Source organism: Tabrizicola sp. TH137 (assembly GCF_002855575.1).
Taxonomy (GTDB): Bacteria; Pseudomonadota; Alphaproteobacteria; order Rhodobacterales; family Rhodobacteraceae; genus Paragemmobacter.
Genome location: NZ_PKRQ01000022.1, coordinates 1 through 16105, shown reverse-complemented (window position 1 = coordinate 16105; position 16105 = coordinate 1). Strand labels below are relative to the sequence as shown.

At 62.0% G+C, this 16105-nt stretch carries 12 protein-coding genes and 3 pseudogenes; 2 read left to right on the top strand and 13 right to left on the bottom strand.

What is annotated here, in order from left to right:
- Positions 1–175: 175 nt before the first annotated feature.
- A complete protein-coding gene (locus tag C0V75_RS22235) occupies positions 176–1714 on the top strand; it encodes an IS3 family transposase (RefSeq protein ID WP_101923166.1) in 1539 nt (512 codons plus the stop codon).
- Positions 1715–1749: 35 nt separating this feature from the next.
- On the opposite strand, the gene C0V75_RS22230 is transcribed toward C0V75_RS22235, so the two are convergent.
- The 13 genes and pseudogenes from C0V75_RS22230 to C0V75_RS22170 all read right to left on the bottom strand — a co-directional run.
- The gene (locus C0V75_RS22230) at positions 1750–2070 is read right to left on the bottom strand and encodes a hypothetical protein (protein ID WP_143710503.1); all 321 of its coding nucleotides are present in this window, start codon (positions 2068–2070) and stop codon (positions 1750–1752) included.
- Positions 2071–2137: 67 nt separating this feature from the next.
- Positions 2138–2968: a PHB depolymerase family esterase gene (locus C0V75_RS22225; protein ID WP_101923164.1), complete on the bottom strand. Its 831-nt coding sequence runs from the start codon at positions 2966–2968 to the stop codon at positions 2138–2140.
- Positions 2965–4656, bottom strand: a complete 1692-nt coding sequence (gene mdoH, locus C0V75_RS22220; RefSeq protein ID WP_101923163.1) for a glucans biosynthesis glucosyltransferase MdoH — start codon at positions 4654–4656, stop codon at positions 2965–2967. Before mdoH ends, C0V75_RS22225 begins: the two co-directional genes overlap by 4 nt.
- A gap of 53 nt (positions 4657–4709) precedes the next feature.
- Complete coding sequence (locus tag C0V75_RS22215; RefSeq protein ID WP_101923162.1) at positions 4710–5900, bottom strand: OpgC family protein; 1191 nt, start codon at positions 5898–5900, stop codon at positions 4710–4712.
- Between the two features lies 1 nt (position 5901).
- Entirely contained in the window at positions 5902–7233 is a 1332-nt protein-coding gene (locus C0V75_RS22210; protein ID WP_101923167.1) for a tetratricopeptide repeat protein, read from the bottom strand.
- A 157-nt stretch (positions 7234–7390) separates the two neighbouring features.
- The gene (locus C0V75_RS22205) at positions 7391–9004 is read right to left on the bottom strand and encodes a thiamine pyrophosphate-binding protein (protein WP_101923161.1); all 1614 of its coding nucleotides are present in this window, start codon (positions 9002–9004) and stop codon (positions 7391–7393) included.
- Complete coding sequence (locus tag C0V75_RS22200; RefSeq protein ID WP_371410719.1) at positions 9001–10257, bottom strand: CaiB/BaiF CoA transferase family protein; 1257 nt, start codon at positions 10255–10257, stop codon at positions 9001–9003. The genes C0V75_RS22205 and C0V75_RS22200 overlap by 4 nt, the downstream gene beginning before the upstream one ends.
- A gap of 13 nt (positions 10258–10270) precedes the next feature.
- A complete protein-coding gene (locus C0V75_RS22195; RefSeq protein WP_101923159.1) occupies positions 10271–10786 on the bottom strand; it encodes a YHS domain-containing (seleno)protein in 516 nt (171 codons plus the stop codon).
- Between the two features lie 101 nt (positions 10787–10887).
- Positions 10888–11733: an SGNH/GDSL hydrolase family protein gene (locus C0V75_RS22190; RefSeq protein WP_101923158.1), complete on the bottom strand. Its 846-nt coding sequence runs from the start codon at positions 11731–11733 to the stop codon at positions 10888–10890.
- A 528-nt stretch (positions 11734–12261) separates the two neighbouring features.
- Positions 12262–12897, bottom strand: coding sequence for an NrsF family protein (locus tag C0V75_RS22185; RefSeq protein ID WP_101923157.1), 636 nt, complete (start codon positions 12895–12897; stop codon positions 12262–12264).
- Complete coding sequence (locus C0V75_RS22180) at positions 12894–13427, bottom strand: sigma factor (protein WP_101923156.1); 534 nt, start codon at positions 13425–13427, stop codon at positions 12894–12896. The genes C0V75_RS22185 and C0V75_RS22180 overlap by 4 nt, the downstream gene beginning before the upstream one ends.
- Positions 13428–13895: 468 nt before the next feature.
- Positions 13896–14849, bottom strand: a pseudogene (locus tag C0V75_RS22175) (transposase); the annotation flags it as partial.
- 235 nt (positions 14850–15084) lie between these two features.
- Positions 15085–15285, bottom strand: a pseudogene (locus tag C0V75_RS22170) (IS3 family transposase); the annotation flags it as partial.
- A gap of 156 nt (positions 15286–15441) precedes the next feature.
- Between C0V75_RS22170 and C0V75_RS22160 the strand changes: the two are divergent.
- Positions 15442–15755 (top strand): annotated as a pseudogene (locus C0V75_RS22160) (transposase); the annotation flags it as partial.
- Positions 15756–16105: the final 350 nt, after the last annotated feature.

Genomic DNA, 16105 nt, shown 5'->3' with positions numbered 1-16105 from the left:
TGCGCCTCGGTCAGCCAGAATAGGTTGCTCATCGTTCAGTCTCCTTGCGGAGCCTGAATCATGCTGCAAGAGGAAGATCAATGGGTCCTGACCCTAGGGTCAGGATGTTGATTTCCACTGAGAGCTGACCCGGTGGGGATGCGGACGAAAAGTTGGACTATCTAGAAGATAGTTCATGCATAGTTACGAAGATCGGATGAGGGCGGTGGCGCTCTACATCAAGCTTGGCAAGCGGGTGCAGGCGACCATCCGCGAGCTGGGATACCCGACGAAGAATACGCTAAGGTGCTGGTATCGCGAATACGAGCGCATTCAGGATTTACCGATAGGGTCAGCCCCGCGACCGCCCAAATTCTCGGACGCTCAAAAGCAGGTTGCACTGGAGCACTACGCCAGCAATGGGCGCTGCATCTCATGGACGATGCGTGCGTTAGGCTATCCCGGTCGAGCGATGCTGACTGCATGGGTGCGCGCTGCATTTCCTGAGACCAAGACGGTCTCGGGCGGGGCCCGTGGACGAGGTGATCACTCCGCTACCGTGAAGCAGGCTGCCGTGGTAGGCCTTTATTGCCGCGAAGAAAGTGCGGAGGCCTTGGCGAAAAAGGTCGGCGTCAGTCGTCCGACACTTTATGCTTGGAAGAACCAGTTCCTTGGTGCGGAGGCTCCTGCCACGATGAGACGCAAGAAGAGTGCTGACGTGCCCCCCGAGATTGAAGAACTGGAGCGCCAGCGTGCGGCATTGCAGCGCGATATCCGCGAACTCCAGATTGAGCATGACCTGCTCAAGACTGCGAGCGACCTGATAAAAAAGGATCTTGGCGGCGACCTGCAGTGCCTGAGCAATCGGGAAAAAACCACGCTGATCGTCGCCCTAAAAGATCAGTATAGGCCATCGGCGCTGTTGATGCGGTTAGGGTTGGCGCGAAGCTCCTATTTCTACCACCGCGCCCGTATCACTCTGGAAGATAAGTATCTTCCGGTGCGCCGTGTCATGGTGGACATCTTTGAAAGCAACCGCCGATGCTACGGCTCTCGCCGGCTCGCAGCCTCTCTGACGCGGCATTCCATCGCGATCTCCGAGAAGGTGGTCCGGCGCCTTATGAAACAGGAAGCTCTGATCGTCCCAAAGCCCAGGCGGCGGCGTTATAGTTCATATCTGGGTGAGATCAGCCCGGCGCCGGAGAACATCATTAACCGTGACTTCCAGGCCTCTGCGCCAAACGAAAAATGGCTGACCGACATCACCGAGTTCCACATCCGTGCGGGCAAGGTTTACCTCTCGCCGATCATAGATTGCTTCGACGGGATGGTCATCAGCTGGGCTATCGGGACCAAACCGGATGCGGGTCTGGCCAACACCATGTTAGATGCAGCGCTGGAGACCATCGCAGACAGCGACGTGCGGCCAATCATCCACAGTGATCGGGGAGGCCATTATCGCTGGCCTGGCTGGCTGGAGCGTGTCAACGCAGCGGGGATCATACGTTCAATGTCGCGCAAGGCGAGTTCGCAAGACAATGCCGCATGCGAAGGCTTCTTCGGCCGCCTCAAGACCGAGTTCCTTTATCCGCGTGACTGGCGGGCCGTCACTCTCACTCAGTTCATCGACGCCGTGGATGCTTACGTCCACTGGTATAATGAAGCGCGCATCAAGCTGTCGCTTGGCGGCCTCAGCCCCATAGAATACCGAAAAAGCCTCGGCCTTATGCCGTGAAACCAGTCCAAGTTTTTGTCCGCATCCCCCCCGGGTCAGCTCTCAGTGGAAATCAACACTCGATTTTCGGCGCAGTTCTGGCACGGCTTCAAAGTGACCACGAGATCAGTATGGGCAGAAAGACTGCCCATGATGTTATGAGGATAGCGGTCGGTCGGGTTGGCATAGTCCGCCTGAACGGCCACATGGAAAGTCTCATCCTGCGCGGACGCCGTGCCCACGAAGCCCAAGGCAACCACGAAGCAGGCCCAGAGATTTCCGCTTTTCCAGATAGACCGCGTGATGATCTCCTTCGGGACCGTCCAATGTGGGCACATTGTGCCAAGCGCCTCTATGATCCTTACATCGAAAGTCACTTGGCCACCCGCCGGACTACACGGGACGGCTTGCTCGATATCCCGGGATCACCCGACGATGGGATGCTCACTTTAGCGCTTCAAACCAGTCCAGAGCCATCGGCGCCCAGCCCTTCGGGATACTATGCCCTCCCTCGTGCAAGGCGAAGATAAGGTCTGTGCCGGGGGTGCAATTTGTCCATTGTTGAATAGAAAACGGGCCAAGGGTTGCCGTTCTGTCGGCAACCTCTGACTTGCAGCCATTTGCCTTGCGCCAGATCTGCACCGCCTCCAACACATCGCCCTGCACGAAACCGGGCATGATCTGGCGTCCTTCAAGAGGAACAGTCCGGTCTGCGGTGCCATGCGTATGCAAGAGCCTGACCGGACCTGCGCAACTGGCCGGATGCGGGCGCCAGAAGCTGCCTGCAACCGGAGCAAAGGCGGCAAAGGCAGTCGGGTTCACACAGGCAAGATAGCTTGTCATCGATCCACCGATCGAAAATCCGGCCAGTAGCATTTCATCCCGTTTCAGGCCGTGTTTCGCGGCCGCATCATCCGCCACGGCAAGCAGAAAGGCGGTTTCATCGCGGGTTGCGGGGCGGTTCGGATGAAAGTCCCATGACCGGCCCTTGCCATCCTCGCGCGGTTGGCCATCCGGAGCGATGACGGCATAGCCGCGCGCGAGAAACTGCCGGGCCACCCCGTCATTGCGGACGAACTCCGCCCCTTCGCCACCGTAGCCATGCAGCAGCAGGACAGCAGGTTGGGGGCCAGCCGTGCCTTTCGGAAGGACGAGGTGATAAGTGCCATCGGTCAATCGGCATGGCTCAGGATCGCCGTTGCACCCGGCTGCGGCGATGGAGGCGCAGAAAATCGAGGCGAAGGTGACGGCCAGCGCGGTGAAGGAGGGGATCATGCGGCGTGCCCTTCGTCTTTGTGGCGCATGAAGGCCGAGCGAGGCATCTGCATCAGAGCCGCCAAAGGAATGGTCAGGCAGAGGCTGACACCGATGGGCAGAAGCCAGAGGCTGATCTGTCCGGCGAGGGACAGGGACACAAGCGCTGCGCCAAGCCCGGTTTCGATGGCATGAAAGCGCAGAAGGGTGCGCAGACCAGAGCGGCCCGTGGCATGCGGCATCCAGCCACCATCAAGCCCCCTCAGAATGCGCAGCACCGCTCGCAGATGGTGCACCATCATGGCCGGGGCGAGGAGCGCAGAGACGAAAAGCTCAGCCATTACGAGACCGGCAAAACGCGGGGCAGCGGTAAGGGGCAGCCCATTTCTGCGCATATAGGCAAGGATCCCCAGAAGCTTTGGCGCGACGAGCGTTGCGACGATCACGCCAGTGATGCTGGCAGTTGGGAGCGGGGAGGCCAGTGGCCCGTTTGGCACCAGCGGTGCAGCAAGGGTTGCGTTTCCAATTTGGTTGGTGAGTGCCCAGAGCAGAAGCAGCAGGAGCCACCAGACTGACGAAAGATAGGCCATCGCCCCTTGCAAGAGGTGGAAACGTGACAAGGGATGCAAGCCGGGAACAAGAATCAGTCGGATATGCTGCAGGTTCCCCTGACACCAGCGCTGGTCGCGCTTTAGGTGGCCGATCAGGGTTTCGGGCGTGTCTTCATGGCTGTCTTCCGCTTCTGGCATCATCTGCACACCCCATCCGGCGCGGCGCAGGAGGGCGGCTTCGACGAAGTCATGGCTGAGGATTACACCACCTCGCGGGGCCACGCCGGGCAGATATGGAAGGCCGGCCGAGGTGGCGAAGGCCTTTATCCTGACCAGAGCATTATGGCCGAGGAAATTTCCTTCGCTGCCCGTCCACATGGCGAGGCCGCGCCCCATGTTGGTGCCATAAACCTTGGAGGCAAAGCTTTGCAGCCCCTGCCAGACAGTCTTGCCCGGCAGGATACGCGGGATGGTCTGGATCAGGCCGAGGCCCGTTTCCCGTGCCATTTCATCGGTCATCCGGATCACGGTTTCGAACCCCATGACGCTGTCGGCATCAAGGATCAGCATGGCGTCATGGGCGTGGCCTTCCGTGATCACCCAGTCGCGGATGTTCCCGGACTTGTAGTCGATGTTCCGAGCGCGGCGGCGGTAGGTCAGAGAAAGGCCCGGGTATTGCCGTCGGTTTGCTGCGACGGCGGCTTCCTCGAGCAGGGCCGCCGCCGGCGATCGAGTGTCGGACAGGATATGCAGCGCGAAAGCGTGCCTGCCCTTGTGGGGGAGGCTGGCCAGAAGCTGCACGGCATTGCCGATGGTTTCTGCGGCGGGCTCGCCATACATCGGCAGCAGGATTGCGACCTTCAGCCCGTGAAGGGGGAGCGCGGTCGATCGAGGCTTCCAGCAGAGGCCGAGTGCCGCGGTGCCGACCGAAAGGACCATCCAGAAGAAGGCAAAGCCTGACAGCCCGGCGAGCAGCGCCTCGGCCATCGTCAGCCTCCCGTCCATCGCGAACCAGTCAATCCAATGTCCGGTGAGTGCGACCGTGCCGCAGATCGGCAGCAGAAGCACAAAGGCCCGACAGGCCAAGACCTGCCTGCTTTTGTTCAGGCCCGGTGCGGCCGGATCACGGAAGGATGCCGTCAGGCTCTGGTCCGGCATCTGCAGCGGTTCTGGCGCGATGCTGCCGGGCCGAAGCTGACGCGGTGAGAAGGTCACGACCGCACCCGGGATTGCCAAGGCGTTTCAGCCCCGGCTTGGGCGGTTCGGACCGGTGCTGTCCTCCACGGTTGGCTTTTGAAATAGGCAGCTATCCAAGCCACGCCGATGATCAGGGCAAAGCCCGCAAGGTTCACCACGAGGGCGGCGAGAGGGCCGCTTCCGGCCAGTTTCAGAAAGGCGCCAAGGACGCGCGCCAGCACCATAGAGGCGGCGAAGACAGCCAGCGACTGCTGACCCACGCGGCAGATGGTGGCGATGATGCCTCCGGCCCAGCCGCCAAGGCTGAGTCGCGCGCCATCTGGCCCGACGGCGACCCAGGCAAGATAGGCCAGAGAGAGGAAGTGGATGTAGCGCAGGATGCCGAAATCGGTCTTGTTGAAGAGGGGAGCGGCAGACTTCCGGATCTCGCGCAGCAAGTCGAATTGGGTGAAGACCTTGCCCCATGCGAAGGGCACCGAGAAGATCACGATCCCGACCGCAAGCCAGATCAGCGCGCGGTTGACGGGCGGTGCGGGAAGCCAGCCCGCCATCAGCGCGAAGCCGGTGAAGAACACAAGCTGCCACGCGAAGGGGTTGAAGAACCATTGGCGGTCAGACGGCTTGATGAACCAGAGTTCGGCCGGAAAGTTCAACCCGGCGGTGGCAGCGATCCAGAGCACGATGCTTGCCGCCAGCGCTAGCCGCACATCCTGCCGGGCAAGCGCCATCATCACGGGGATAAGCGCGAGGATCACCAGATACATCGGCAGGATGTCGAAATAGTTCGGCACGTAAGTCAGGGTCAGCAAGCCGATCAGGTTCGGCCCGGTATTGTTGAGAAAAGGCTTGAGGTTCAGCGCCCCGACCTCGTCCCGCGGGAAAAGGCCGGTCATGTTCAGCGCCAGCATCAGGGTGAGAGTGACGAAGAAAACACCCAGATGCACCCAGTAGACCTGCCAGACCCGATGTAGGATGCGGACAGTCCCCAGAATCCAGCCTGCCCGGGAAAAGATCGCCCCGAACGCCAGCGCGGAGGCCATGCCGGAGCAGAAGACGAACATCTCGGTCGCGTCGGAAAAGCCGAAGCGGGCGGGTATCCAGAGCGCCCAAGGATTGCCGGTGATATGGGCGATGAGGATGATGAACATGCCGAGCCCGCGAAAGAAATCGAGGCGAATGTCGCGCTGCTTTCGGGCCGGATTCATCTTAAACGGCTTTCACGCGGACTGCTTCGATCAGGGACAGGCGCGCGGCGGTATAGCCGTCGATGGTGCCTGCGCGACGTAACATCCGATCACGAAGCAAGGCTTCGGCTGCATCCGCGTAGCCGCTTCGGAGGGCGGCCTCGATGGTGATCCGGTCAAAGACATCACGCTGCGCGTGGCTGCCGCCTATCTGCTGCAGGTCGGCGCGTCCGGCGCGCAGGTGCATCCATGCCGAGGCATATTCCCCACCGGAAAAGGCTTGCAGTCCCTGCGCGATGTGCAGGCCGGGATGGGCGATGACGCGCTGCGCTTCATGCGCCGCGGGGCGTGTGGCCTGCATGCGGGCGATAAGGCGGGCGGCAGCCTGATCCCGTTCTCCCCCGCAGAGGGCCAGCATGTAGTGCAGGTCCGCGAAGGCGAGGCAGCCGTCGGTGGCACGTATTTCGGCCAGTTCGGCCAGTTCCTCCCACCGATCGCCGACTTCCACGCCTTCCAGTTCCAACCGCGCAAGTAGGGAGGCCGCGTTCGAGATGTCGCGGTAGTCGTCGGTCTTTTCGGCACGGATATCGGCGTCGTAGTGCGCCAATGCGGTTTCGTATTCCCCGAGGTCGAGATGCATCAGCGCGCGATGCCACCAGACGTGGAACCGGAAGTTGTTGCAATGCGCCCATGCGGCTTCGCGGCCGCTTAGCCAGTCGAGCCCGTCGCGGGCACGGGCGGTGCTTTCATAAACATGGGCCACTGCATGCAGACCCCAGGCATCATCCGGGGCAAGTGCGACGCCTTCACGACCGATCCGTTCGGCCTGTGCGAATTCCCCGGTTTCCTCGAGCGTGAAGGCATGACAGCCAAGGATGAAGCCGCGCGCGGGGTGATCGTTCCATGCCGGAAGGATGGCTTCGACCGAGGCGCGCATCGCTTCGGGCCTGCCCATGACGAAATGGATGGCCTGCACCATCTTCATCGCCAAGGCATCCCGCGGGTTCATGCGCAGGATCACCTCCATGCGCGCGGCCGCGCGGGACGGGCGGCCCGCCAGCCAGTCGCCAAGAGCGTGGACGAAAGCGATTTCCCGCATCGTCGCCGGTGCCCCGGTCAGCGCGGCGGCATAGGCCTGACGTGCGATCTCCACCATCTCGGCGCGGCCGAGCAGAAGACAGGAAATGCCACGGATCGCCTGACCGAGCGCGAAATCGGGATGGGCTGCAAGCACGCGGTTCAGATCGGGGCCGGTGCTCGCCGCATGCGAGAGGATACCCCTGATCACCCTGTTCCAGTCGCCGATGCAGTCCGGTGAAAGCGAGGTGGGCATTCCACTCAGGTCATCTGACAGCGGCATAGGCAAACCTTTCACGGCGGGGTGAAGGCCTGCAGGGGCGGAGACCGGCATTTGCAGGCGCGGACATAGTGCGCTTCGCTGTCCGGGCCGGCTTTGTTACAGCCGGAAAGGATTATGACTTCTGCCTCACGCGGTCGTTACGTCACCTGCCCTAGAAGGCCCCGTCATAGGCCCGGCGCGGGATATGTGCCGCGATCAGGGTGAAGCGGTCGCGGCCAAGCGCGGCGCGTGCCTCGGTGGCCAGCGTGGCGCTGTCTGATACGTCGACACCATGTCCACCGAAGGCGTGGGCGAGGGCCGCGAAATCGGTGCCCAGGCCCGGTCCTCCGAAGTCTACCCCAAGGTTGGGGCGTTGGCTTGCGCGCTGCTTCATCTCGATCAGGGTCAGGCTATGATCGACGAGAACACAGATCAGGACGGGCAGGTTCTGTGCCGCGAGGGTGGCAAGTTCGCCGGCCCCCATTTCAAGCCCGGCATCGCCAACGAAGGCAAGGACAGGTGCATCGGGCCGTCCCAACTTTGCACCACCTGCAAGGGGCACGGCGCAGGCCATTGTGCAAAGACCTGATGATTGCAGGATCTGGCGGGGTTCGGGGCAGGTCCACATTTGGGACAGCAGAATGCGATGCGCGCCGGAATCGGCGGTGATGACGGTCTGCGGCGGCATGACCTTCCGCAAGGTTGAGAAAACGGCGTGCGGGCCCCATTCATCAGGGCCTGTGAAGGCGGCCTTCAGTGCGGTGCGGGCGGCGTCCGACTGGCCCTCGCTCCATCGTTGGGGCATGTCGTGACGCAACGCATCGAGCGTGAGGGCGATCCCGCCGATCAGCGGGATATCGGCGCGGTGCATGCCGTGGTCGCGCCGGATCGGGGCGATGTCGATCACGGTCTGTGAGGGCCCGAAAGGGTTGCGCCAGCCGATCCGCATTTCGATCGGATCATAGCCGATGAGTAGGACAGTGTCGGCCTGCGCAATGAGCGGCATCAGGATACGGTCGGCCTTTGGCGACAGGCCCGCGCCGCCAAGGCAAAGCGGATCATCTTCGTCCAGCAAGCCCTTGCCTTTGTAGGTGGTAATAAGCGGGATGCGATGGCTGCGGCAGAAGGCGGCGATGGTGGGACCGGCGGCCTCGTTCACCGCATCGACGCCTGCGATGGCGATGGGGCGCCGGGAAGCCAGAAGCGCGGCAAAAGCGCGTGTCAGATCGTCCAAAGGCGGCAGCCCGGGGGCAGCGTTCCAAAGGCCAAGGGGGGATGTCTCGTCAGCCGCACTTTCGGCCACAGCGATCGGGACGTCGACATGCACCGGTCCCGGCTGGCCAGAGGTGGCAAGGGCGATCGCCTTGGCCATACCGGCGCCGATGGCACCCGAGGCGAGACGGAAGCTGCCCTTGACGATCGGACGCAGCATCGCCTGATGGTCGAAGACCTGATGGGTATAGGTCTCCGCCTCGGCCGCATCGACGCAGCCGGTCAGGAAGATCAGCGGCACACGATCCTGCATCGCATTGGCCACGACATTGACCGCATTGGCCACGCCCGGGCCCAGCGTCGCGACAAGAACGGGCAGCGCCCCGGTCATGTGCCAATGCCCCTCGGCCATGAAGCCGCCGCCATTTTCGTGCTTGACCAGAACGAAGCGCAGGCCTGCGGCATCCAGCCCCTGCATCAGGGCAAGTACCTCGCCCCCCGGAATGCCGAAGGCATGGGTGGCCCCGGCCCGGGCCAGGGCGTTGCCGATGATGTCCGCGCCGGTTGTCGTCATGGGTCAAGATCTCCGTCAATCACGCCTGCGGCGGCGAGGTTCGAAAGCTCCGCCCGTGTCAGGCCAAGGTGGCGGGTCAGAACCGCGCCTGTATCGCCCCCCAGCGCGGGGGGCGGCTTTGCATAGGTCACGGGAGTTTCCGACAGCTTCAGAGGGTTGCCGATCAAGGTCGCCGAAGTGCCCGTCGGAAGGGTCATGCGCACCGTCATCTCTCGCGCTGCGACCTGCGGGCTGGCAAAGACCTGTGCAAGGTCGTTGACCGGGCCTGCCGGGATGCCTTGCGCCGTGCAGACCGACAGCCAGTCCTGCGCCGTCCGTCCTGCCGTCAGGACGGCGATGAGGGGGATCAGCACTTCGCGATGACGCACACGGGCCGCATTGGTGGCAAAGCGTCGATCGGTCGAAAGCCCGGGTGCACCGGCGAGGGCGGCGAAACGGGCGAATTGCGCGTCATTGCCGATGGCGAGGATGAAGGTGCCATCGCTGGCTGGAAAGGTGCCGTAGGGCACGATAGTGGGGTGATCGTTGCCGCGCCGGGGCGGGATCCGCCCATCGGTCAGATATCCCACCCCCTGATTGACGAGCATCGCTACCTGCGCGTCCATCAGCGCGAGGTCGATATGCTGACCCTGTCCGTTTTTGTGCCGCGAAGCGACGGCAGCAAGGATGCCCACTGCGGCATACATGCCGCAGATCAGATCGGCGACGCCGACGCCCGCCTTTAGAGGGGGGCCATCGAGCACGCCTGTCAGGCTCATCAACCCGGCTTCGCCTTGCACAAGGAAATCGTATCCAGCGCGCTGCGCATTCGGCCCGGTCTGGCCGAAACCGGTGATCGAGCAGTAAATGAGGCGCGGATTGGCTGCGCGCAGGCTTGGTGCATCCAGACCGTAGCGCGCCAGGTCACCGGGTTTGAAGTTTTCGACCAAGACATCCGACTGCGCGGCAAGGCCCTGCACCAGCGCCTGCCCGCGTGGATCGGAAATGTTGATCGCAACCGAATGTTTGCCCCGATTGGCAGACAGGAAATAGGCGCTGACGCCCGTTTCGCGCGTGTTTTCATCGGACAGAAAGGGCGGTCCCCATCCACGCGTGTCGTCGCCTGCACCTGGACGTTCGATCTTGATCACCTCGGCCCCGAGATCTGCAAGTAGCTGGGTCGCCGAAGGGCCTGCGAGGATGCGCGACAGATCAAGCACGCGCAGGCCCCGAAGGGCTTGCGCTTTCTTCTGGGTCGGATCGGTGATGGTCAAGTTCCGTTCCCGATCAATTGGTAACCGGGGCCGCAGAAACGAAATCCGGGATCTTGGCTGTCGAAGCCTCATCGGCTTCGATGCCGGGCCAATTTGCCTCGGATTTCCGGAGATTGCCGGGAATGTCGGATTCCCAGAAGCCGACCACGTTCTTGGTGATGTTGAGGTAGAGCTTGCCGTCGACGATCCGCCACAGAATGGGGTTGCCGGGAACCTTGCCGCCCTTCGAGACGCCATAGGCGCAATGCCCGTCGTATTGCGGGACAAAGGCCTGCGGATTGGCAAGGAAGGTGTCGCGGTTCGCCGCCGTGGCAAAGGCGAAGGTCGCGCCGTTGAACTCTGCCGTAATCGCCGCATTGCCGGGCAAGGGGGATGCTTGCGGTTGGCCCACCTCGGATTGCGGCAGGTCGAAGTATGACACCACATCATAACCTGAAACCGCAAATCCGGTCTTGTCGACATACTGATCACCCGCAAAGGCGGTTCCCATCATTCCGGCGGCAAAGGCGAGGGCGGTGGCTTTGAACATCGAAAACTCCTGTTTTGTCTGCCTGTCCATTCGCAGGATGAAAGAGCGGCGTTACCGAGGGGTCAGTCCGGTCGCGGAGACGTGATACCGATGGGAGGGTGTCATTTCTCGTGCCCCAACTGGGCAGAAAGCGCCGCACAGAGTGCGTCGCGCTGTAGGGTCAGGAACCGATGCGCTGCACTTTCGGTCGGGTGCAGGGGGTCTTTCACCCGGCCAGAGGCTGACCGCCGGAAGTTTGCTGCATTACCAAGGTTCTCACGGATGGTCTCCGGCGTCAGCCCGGCGACAAAGCTGCACTGCCCACCAGCCGTTGCGAAAGCTGCCTCGATATTGGCCTGTGCCACTTGCCGCAGACGGACGGACTTCTCGCCATAGGTCGGGGCCGACGTCATGAAGATGCAAGGCTGATCCACAGGCAAATCGGCAATGAAAGCACGCGCATCCTGCAAAGCATCCTCTGCGCTGGCAGCCCAGCGTCGCGTGGCATTGCCCATCAGGAACATGATCAAGAGCTTTGGCTGGTAATACCCCTCGTTGAACACGGCCTGAAGGGGAGAAAGGCCGTCATGACAGAACTGGAACCGTTCGCCTTGTCCGATCTGGACATAGGGGTTTGCACCTTGGGAGAGCACTCCGTAGGCACCGGCATTGACCTTCCACTTCGGGTCGATGTCGCAGATTGCCCCTTTGGCCGAGCGTCCCGATGACGTCCATGACTGCAGACTGCTTGAGCGTACACCGATGACGCCGACAGTCGTGTCGCGAGAAAGCCCGCAAGCGCCCCTCAGCTCCTCAAGGATCGTAACAAAGGCCTCACCCGCTCCGAAAGATAGCTGAGAGTCGCCTAGAACGAGTATGTCTGGCGATGTCTGCGTCTGGGCTATTGCTGTGCCGTGCAGGAACAGTCCCATTGCGGCGATGGCCAAGGCGGCAACCCGGTTTTTCATGGCAGGTCCTTTCGGCGATGTGCTGCATCGGCTGCTCCGACCTGCGGCACTTCGCTTGCCGAAACAGCACCGTTACAAGCAGGACCGGGCAAAACCGTAAATCAGCGCGACGCGACAGCAAGTAGGGAACCCCAAGGCAGAAGCCGCTGAAGTCTCATCTGTGGCCATCTGTTTCCCGAAAGGAACTGCGAGCGCCGTTGTAGACGTCGTTTCATGTGTTCCATGCCCACGGCAAGGTCGACCCCACTCCCCCATCCGGGACGCAAGATCATGCGAGGCTTCATCGAGGGCAACGTCTTTGACGCTATGGGCACCTGGCTTGGGGTCAACGGCTACCCATCGGACACGCTCTGCTGAAAAGCGTAGTCTTGGCACCTGTTCCATCAAGCACTGGACCCGCTGTGCGCCGGGGGCCAGCCTCAGCTTTGCCCGACACGAAGCCAGGCACGGCGTCCCGAAGGGCTGGGCACAAATGACGATGGACTGGTCCGCCGCCTTGCTCTGGCGCCCGCGCCTCAGGACAAGGCGTTACCAGCGCAGGACCCGCGACCCGATCAGTGTCGAGGCCAAAGCGACCCCCGCAATCGCTACACCGTACCAGGTGACAAAAAACAGCGGGCTGTCCTCGGTGCAATGCATGGCATAGATCATCGCGGCCAAGCCGCTGCCGCCGATACCCGCAGCAAAGCCTGCGAAGGCCGGTGCTGTGGTCGCGCCTCGGCGCAGCGCCAGAAAGATTGCCGCCACCGGCAACACCGACAGAAGGGGGATTGTCACTAAGCAGGTGACCATGGTCTTGCCTACAAGCGCCATCTGTCGGCCATCGGCCGGGGTGGAGGCATAGGCCCAGCCCAAAAGCCCAAGCGCTGCGACCACCGGCACCATGACCGGCCAGATGCGCGCGAGGCGTCGACCTTCCGGTCGGGCTAGCACCAGCGCGAGGCGCATGCCCAGCAAACCCAACGCCGCCGTCAGCAGGTAGCGCATGGCTGCAACCGGCTCGACCAAAGATTGCAGGAGATCGTCTCGAAATCCGAGGCTCAACTTGAGTGAGACCATCGCCGCGACGAGCGCAAGGGCCAGAGCAGGCCAAAGAACGAGCTTTGGGGGCGGTTCTGTCCGGCTGTCGGCGGCCATTGCCGCGATGAGTTCTTCGGTTTTCATTTCAGATGCCTTTCCCGTAGGGCGGCCAGTGTCTTGAAGGCGCGATGCAGAGCAACCCGAACCGCTCCTTCTGTCATGTTCAAGACCCGCCCAGCCTCGGCCGTGCTTGCCCCTTCGATCCCGATCATCCGGACCAACCGGCCCGACCGATCATCCAAAAGCCCGATCATCTTGGCCATGTCCGCAGCCTCGGTCGGGTCGGGTCCGGCCTCGGCTTCGAGAATCTCGTTGAAATCCTCAATCGGCACTTCTATCTTGCCACCCCGCGCACGGAAGGCATCGACGACCTTGTAGCGTGCGATGGCGTAGAGCCACGGCCGCACCGGCGCATTGGTCTGCCAAGTGTGCCGCTTCAGGTGCACCGCAAGCAACACCTCTTGTAGCACGTCCTCGCACGCCGCATCACTCAGGCCGCCGCCCCTTGCCCGGACGACACCTCGCAGGACCGGCGTTATCTTATGCAAAAAGGTAGCATAGGACTTGTTATCACCCGCGTTCGCGGCGGCCAGCAGGTTGCTCCAATCATCCATTTAACTGCGCATTCCCTAACTGCCTATTCGCGACCGATTTCATTTCGTTACACAAGCGCCTCAAATCTCCCGCACCAAGTCACCAAAGCGTGAAGTCAGTCAGAAGAGATCACGTGGTCGCGGATGGCCTTACATTCAACTCTCCCTAGCATAAGGCCGGGAAGAACTTAGTTAAGGTGTCGTCAGATTTTCTGCAGCCAAGATCAATGCTCTGCACGGCGAAGCCCAAGGCCCTCTATGATGGGTAGGCCTAAACGAAACTAGGTCAGTGGTGATGCCAGAATACAGGGGCCAATGTCTGCTCTGGGCCGAGGCTGTGTGGAAACGCGGTAGCGACGTCAGGGGCGTGGGTGATCCCAGCATTTCCGGAGATCAGGTTCGCAGTGAGGGCACATCGCGTTCACCGCGCCCCTGGGACCGGGTTCTGACGTCCGCTGGTCGGCCCGATGTAGCGCAGAATGATGCAGATTACCCCTGCATCGCGCGCATCAGCCCTCTGACGCCGAGCAGGGCAACCATTCGTTTGATGTTGTAGGCCAGAACGTTCAACGCCATCTCGCTGCGGACGTTCTTCAGCCTTCGCGTCAGGAAATGGGTGCCGCCCATCCACGCCTTGATCGTGCCGAACGGGTGCTCGACGGTGCAGCGGCGGAGGGACATATAGTCCGGGTCCCGCCCAAGGCGGCTATCCATGTCGTCGACCAGATCCTCTCGCTCCCAGCGTGAAATCCGCCGCTCGTTGCCGGTCGTGCAATTGGTGCGGAGCGGGCAGGTCTTGCATCCATTGATCCAGTATCGCCGGATTGGAATACTGCGTTCCTCGGTCGTGTAGCGGTAGGTCCGGTCCTCGCCAGCCGGACAGACATAGACGTCCCGTTCGGCGTCGTAAACGAAGTCCGCCTTCACATACATGCCCTTGGCCGCATTGCCCGAGGTCGCGGGCCGCGGCACGGTCATGGTGATGCCTGCCTCATGGCAGGCCAGGATCTCGCGGCCGTTGAAGTAGCCCTTGTCGGCGATGGCATGCAACTCGTCCCGTCCAAGCGCAGCCTTGGCCGCGATGGCCATCGGGCTGAGCTGTTCGCGGTCGAAGCCCTGATTGGTGACCTCATGCGCGACGATGAGATGCGTCTCGACATCGACAGCACTCTGCACATTGTAGCCGACCAAGCCGCTGTTCCGAGCGCTGGTCGCCATCGCGCGGGCGTCGGGGTCCGTCAGGGAGATCTGGCCGTCCGGCGCGTCGGCAAGGGCTTGGTCCATCTCCTTGAGCCGCGCGATCTCCTGTCGGATGCGGCCATAGCGGCCGGACAGATGCTCGACCTTTCCGGCCCTTGCCTCGCCTTCCTCCTGCCGGTCGATGCGGACCATCTCAGTGATGTAGCGTTCGACATCGGCTTCGAGATGGGCGATGCGGCTGGCCGCTGACCAGTTGGCGGGCAAACAGCGCCGCGCTGACCAGGCCACCTGCCACCATCACCAAGGCAGTCGCGTTGAATGATCTGTCGCGGGTCAGGACAGCGATTAGGCTCGCCAGAACGGCAAGCCCGATGACCGCCACCGCCAATGCTCCCAGAGCCAAGCCGCAGCTAAGGTTCAGACTGGAAAGGAACCGATCTGCCGCCAGCATCGCCAAGGCCGGAAACACGGGCAAGGGATAGGCGTCGATAACGAAGGCGACATAGGTGAAGTCCGATACCCACAGCCTGTTCGGCGCAGGCACCCGGAACTGGCGGTTCACCTTGTCCAGCGGGCACGGTGCATTGTAATCCGGGATCGTCGTATGGTGCGGCTTTCCTCGGATAACACCCTCAATCCCCATGCCCTTCATCAGCCGCACCAGCGTTGCCATCACCACCAATCTCAGCTTCAGCGAATGGGCCACGGTCTTCGGTGACGCCTAGATGGCTACGGCCTTGCTCGACCGTCTCACGCACCGCTGCCGGTGACCTGACCCCTGGAAGTTCCCTCGCTGTGATGTAGAGTCGGCCCAACCTGAGAAGGAGCAGACGAGATGAGGAGAAGCCGTTTCACTGAGGCGCAAATCATCGGGATGATCAAGAAGTAGGAGACTGGTTTGCCGACCTCCGATCTCTGCCGAAAGCACGGGTTGAGCCATGCGACCATTTACCAGCTGAAGGCCACGTATAGCGGGATCGGCCTTTCCGACGCCGAGCGGCTGAAGCAGCTCGAAGACGAGAATGCCAAGCTCAAGTGCCTGCTGGCGGATGCCATGCTCGACAATGTGGTTCTGAAAGATTTGCTGGGAAAGCCCTGACGACGCCGATGCAACGACGGGGCGCGGTGTTGCGGGCAATGAAGGATCACCTTGAGCTTTCTCGACAAATGATCGTTAGCGACAGCCAGTTCTCCGATCTTGGGATGCAGGTCGCGCACCGTTTCTTCGGCAACCTCGGCTGCCACTGCAGCCTTACTGCCGCGTTCGAAGATGCTTGCCGCACCCTCCAGAAACGACCGCTTCCATTGATGGATCATCGTCGGATGCACGCCATATTCGGCGGGCCAGTTCCGACGCTGTGCGCTCTCCCTTCACGGCTTCCAACGCCACACGCGCCTTGAATGTGTTTCGGCGTGCAATTTTGACCCCCTAAGGCGGGGTATCGGCGTCCAATTTTGACCCCCCTGACGTTCTGTCAGACCGTTCGTTGCGAGGCAGC

Bases quoted from the DNA above. Each gene is read 5' to 3' on its own strand.
- C0V75_RS22235 (WP_101923166.1), top strand. From the start codon at position 176: ATGCATAGTTACGAAGATCGGATGAGGGCGGTGGCGCTCTACATCAAG.
- C0V75_RS22225 (WP_101923164.1), bottom strand. From the start codon at position 2,968: ATGATCCCCTCCTTCACCGCGCTGGCCGTCACCTTCGCCTCGATTTTC.
- mdoH (WP_101923163.1), bottom strand. From the start codon at position 4,656: ATGCCGGACCAGAGCCTGACGGCATCCTTCCGTGATCCGGCCGCACCG.
- C0V75_RS22215 (WP_101923162.1), bottom strand. From the start codon at position 5,900: ATGAATCCGGCCCGAAAGCAGCGCGACATTCGCCTCGATTTCTTTCGC.
- C0V75_RS22205 (WP_101923161.1), bottom strand. From the start codon at position 9,004: ATGACGACAACCGGCGCGGACATCATCGGCAACGCCCTGGCCCGGGCC.
- C0V75_RS22195 (WP_101923159.1), bottom strand. From the start codon at position 10,786: ATGTTCAAAGCCACCGCCCTCGCCTTTGCCGCCGGAATGATGGGAACC.
- C0V75_RS22190 (WP_101923158.1), bottom strand. From the start codon at position 11,733: ATGAAAAACCGGGTTGCCGCCTTGGCCATCGCCGCAATGGGACTGTTC.
- C0V75_RS22185 (WP_101923157.1), bottom strand. From the start codon at position 12,897: ATGAAAACCGAAGAACTCATCGCGGCAATGGCCGCCGACAGCCGGACA.
- C0V75_RS22180 (WP_101923156.1), bottom strand. From the start codon at position 13,427: ATGGATGATTGGAGCAACCTGCTGGCCGCCGCGAACGCGGGTGATAAC.